Below are 3,869 nucleotides of genomic sequence, written 5' to 3'. Positions count from 1 at the left end.
GAGACCGCGGCGGTTCGCGTCGCGGCGTTGCGAGCGACACAACCGGCAATCCGGCTTCACGTGTTGCCGATTCTCGGAGATCGTTGGTTCATGCCGCGGTTTTCGCGGTTCTCCGATCTTCATCCCGACATCGAAGTCCAATTCACGACATTTGCACCGAGCGACACGCTCGAAGAGGCTGATGCTGTATTTCGTTTCGGCGACGGCGAATGGCCAGGCTGGAACGCGGATTATGTGCTGGGACGGGACGTCATTCTCGTCGGATCGCCCCATTTGATTACACGCAGCGGCGGCATCGCCTCGGCGGAAGATGTCGGTCGCTTCCCCGTCCTCGATCACCGCCAGACTCCGCTTCGCTGGACCGATTTCGGAAAGGCCCATGGCCTCGATGAGCTTTCGCCCGCGCGCATCGTGCGCTTCGGCTATTATTCGCTCGTCATTCGCGCGGCCATCAGCGGTCAGGGATTGGCGCTTGTGCCGCGCAGCCTCATCCTCGATGAATTGTCGAGCGGATTGCTCCTCAATCCTCTCGGCCTCGGCTTCGCGAGCAGGAACAGCTATTGGTTGACGACGCCGGCCGACCGGCCGATGAGCGCGGGCTTGTCGACATTGCGCGATTGGGTTCTGCGCGAAGCGCGCGATTGCGAACCGAAGGAGATACCTTCGCCGACCGCGCTATCCGCGTAACCGTCAAACGGCTTGTGCGCGTTCACCGGCCTCGAAATGCTCCGTAATCTCGCGCCCCGTCGTCCACCACACGTCGTCGTATCGGCGTACGTATTGCAGGAATTCCTCGAGGATCCGATATCGCATCGGCCGGCCCGAGACTTGCGGGTGCATGATCATCGTCGCAACCCCGCCCCATTCCCGCGTCTGATCGAATTCATCGCGCCAGATCGACAGCACTTCCTCGCGTCCGAAGAGGGCCCGCGAACTCATGCGATGCGTGATTCCGAAGTTCCAATCGTCGAAGGAGTAGTTCACGGGAATTTCGATCGGCCCTGGCCCATCTGGCAGCACGTGTCGATACGGGCGAATATCGTCGCGCCACGAACTCGAGTACCGAATTCCCCTGTCGCGCAGCAACGCCAGCAATTCGGTAAAGCTCTCTCCAGACGGAGCGCGATATCCGATGGGAGTGACGCCGAGCACACGCTTCAGCGCATCGAAGCCGCGATCGACCTCCTCGATCATGGTCGAAAGATCGCCCGGTTCGGGACGCAGGTGCCAATAACCGTGATGCCCGATCTCGTGGCCTCCCTTCAGAATCGCCTCGCAGGCGGCGGGGTGCGCTTCGACAGTCCAGCCGGTAACGAAGAAGGTGGCCTTGACCTCATAGCGGGCGAGCAATTCCAGAAGTTTGGGTATTCCTACCCTCGCCTCGTACCCGCCATAGGACATGGTGACGAGCCGCTCGGCATTGCGCCTGTCCATTCCGAGCCACACCGATTCCGCGTCCACGTCGAAGCCTGGGAAAAGCGCACAGCGCTTGTTGTCCGGCCATGGAAACTCGGGGGCCGGACCTGCGAGATTGGCGGGTCTGGGCGCGGACTCGTTCGACATCTTGTTCTCCTCGCGTCACGGCGATGCTGCCAGCCCGGCGCAGAATGGCAATTGAATTGATTTCCTTGCGACCAGTCGGAAATGGAATGGTGCCGATCCGCGGACAATGGCAAAAGGTGCTGCCTCGGCAAAATGCGAAAAGGAAAAGCAATGGCGTTGATGGTTGCTCTGATGCGCAGCATCTTGATCAACGGACAGCGGGTCAAGATGACCGACGCGAAGGACTTCGTCCGGCAAGTCGGCGGCGTGGACGTGCGCTCTGTGATAGCGACAGGCAATCTCGTATTTCGCTCCCGCAAGGCGCCGCGCACACTCGAGCGTGAGCTGGAGGCGGCGTGTCGGGCGTTCTACGGCAAGCCGACGGAGATCATCGTCAAGACCAGCGACCAGTGGCGTGCATTGCTCGCGTCCAATCCATTCCCAGCGGAGGCCGCCATCGCCCCGTCGCGACTTCTCGTCTGGGCTATGCGGACGTCGCTGCCCGATGCCGGACTCGAACAGCTCAAACGGCGAACATCTGCCGAGGAGCGGATCGAGCGAACGGCAGATGGGGATTTCTATATCTGGTTCGGGAACGCCAATATATCCGAATCACGGATCCCGGCCGGCTTCGGCCTCAAGGCCCTGGGTGCTGTCGGCACCAACCGAAATTGGAATACCGCCCTGAAAATTGYGAAGGCTCTCGACGACTAGCCGGCATGTGCGGAACTACCCTTGACGTAATGTCGTTTAGGTACGACAACCAAAGGATGTCGTATGGTAACCCTCGCGTGCAGAACGCCCCAAAAGCCGGTTCGCCTATGAGTTGCCGTCCTTGGTCGCCCAATTCTCGCGCCACCGTTTCAGTCCATCCCCCTCCTCCCGCCCGCTCCTCCAAGTCAACCTGCCTGGGCTCAGAACGCCTCAGCGAGAAGAAAGCTCAGACCTGAGCAGACCCGGGGCACCGTTCAGTTAAATGGCACATCGCAAAGTAGAACAAACAACACTCCGTTTTTTCATCGCGCTTTGCTGTGTCAAACGACGTTCAATAAGGTCGATATGAACGACAAGGATCTCTTTAATCTCATAGAACTTGTTTACGCTGCATCCCTCGACAGGGAGCGCTGGAGCGATTTTCTGATCGAGTTTTCGCGTCTGTTCCGTGGAAACGCAGGTCTTTTTTCTCAAAATTCAAGCAATAACGAAGTCGGCCTCGTCGAGTATGGCGGCGGCGACCCGGCATTTGCGGCGAATTACGCGCAATACTACGCGAACGTGAATCCTTGGTACCCGCAGATCTGGCCCACCCCCGGATCGTCGCCAACCCGCGAGGGTGAGCTGCTCGTCGGCGCCCGCCTCGTCGATCCGTCGGCTTTGGAGCGTGGTGAATTCTACGCCGACTGGCTGCGTCCGCAGGGTCTTTACGAGATGATCGCGACGCCGCTGATCGTCAGTGGAACCGAGGCCACATGCGTTACCGTGTTGCGCCCCCGCCGGTTCGCGGAACTCGAGCGTGATGAGACATCCGGTTGGAACATCATCATGCCCCATATCCGCAGGGCCGTGAAAGTCCACCAGGAACTCGCCCTGGCGCGCTTCCGTCATGACGGTACCTTCTCGGCCTTCGACCATCTGCAGATCGGCGTCATCCTGACCAACGGCGAGGGACGCGTCATCCTCGCGAACCGCGTTGGTGAAGATATCCTCTCATCTGGCCGCACGTTGATGGTTCGGTTCGACCATATCGTCGGTTTGACCGCATCGGCGACGCAAGATTTGCTGCGGCTGATACGCCAGGCCGCTCTCGCGGGCGGCGGCAAGAGCCTCGTTGCAGGCGGCAATCTATCGCTCCGGAGCCAGGACGGCTCGCCCGTCAGGATATCCGTTACGCCGGTGCCGGCCGATCATCGCCAGATCGGCGTACCGAGCGCGCCGACCGCCATGCTCATCATCGAAGATCCCAATAGCAAACCGCAGAAGACGGGCAAGGAAGTCGCCGATCGCTTTGGACTGACCCACGCCCAGGCCCGACTTTTCGAAGCGCTCATTCAGGGCAAGCGACTCTCCGAATATGCGGACGAGTCGGAACTCAGTCTCAACACCGTCAAAACTCACCTGAAACAAATTTTCGCGAAGACCGGCGAAACCCGGCAGACCGACCTTCTTCGATTGGCGCTCGGCGGCGCCGGTCAACGCAATTGATACGACGACCCGCGCCGTCGTCGGTAGGCGCAAACAAACGTTTGGATGCGCCCGGTTCCGGGAGCTGATCTTGCGGCGACCTGTCGGGTGGTGGACTTCGCGAACCACTGGACCATATCCCGTTG

The 3,869-nt window shown here is 60.2% G+C and carries 4 protein-coding genes; 3 read left to right on the top strand and 1 reads right to left on the bottom strand.

Features of this window, described 5'->3' with window-relative positions; genetic code table 11:
- A partial coding sequence (locus AC1DT3_RS13955) for a LysR substrate-binding domain-containing protein (protein ID WP_477465853.1) occupies positions 1–687 on the top strand: 687 nt, incomplete at its 5' end.
- A 3-nt stretch (positions 688–690) separates the two neighbouring features.
- Here the strand turns inward: AC1DT3_RS13955 and AC1DT3_RS13950 are convergent.
- Positions 691–1,563 (bottom strand): polysaccharide deacetylase family protein, encoded by an 873-nt coding sequence (locus AC1DT3_RS13950; RefSeq protein ID WP_477465852.1) that lies wholly within the window; start codon positions 1,561–1,563, stop codon positions 691–693.
- 150 nt (positions 1,564–1,713) lie between these two features.
- Here AC1DT3_RS13950 and AC1DT3_RS13945 point away from each other — a divergent pair, with 150 nt between their 5' ends.
- Together AC1DT3_RS13945 and AC1DT3_RS13940 are read left to right on the top strand one after the other, a co-directional pair.
- Positions 1,714–2,256, top strand: coding sequence for a DUF1697 domain-containing protein (locus tag AC1DT3_RS13945; protein ID WP_477465851.1), 543 nt, complete (start codon positions 1,714–1,716; stop codon positions 2,254–2,256).
- A 345-nt stretch (positions 2,257–2,601) separates the two neighbouring features.
- Positions 2,602–3,744 carry a helix-turn-helix transcriptional regulator gene (locus tag AC1DT3_RS13940; RefSeq protein WP_477465850.1) on the top strand — a complete coding sequence of 381 codons (1,143 nt, stop codon included), beginning with the start codon at positions 2,602–2,604 and terminating at the stop codon, positions 3,742–3,744.
- Positions 3,745–3,869 lie beyond the last annotated feature (125 nt).

It is taken from the genome of Microvirga sp. P4_G7 (genome assembly GCF_056401005.1).
Note: the sequence above shows the minus strand (reverse complement) of the source record. Positions and strands in the feature narration are given on the sequence as shown.

Excerpts from the sequence above, each read along its gene's own strand:
- AC1DT3_RS13950 (WP_477465852.1), bottom strand. The coding sequence starts at position 1,563 with ATGTCGAACGAGTCCGCGCCCAGACCCGCCAATCTCGCAGGTCCGGCC.
- AC1DT3_RS13940 (WP_477465850.1), top strand. The coding sequence starts at position 2,602 with ATGAACGACAAGGATCTCTTTAATCTCATAGAACTTGTTTACGCTGCA.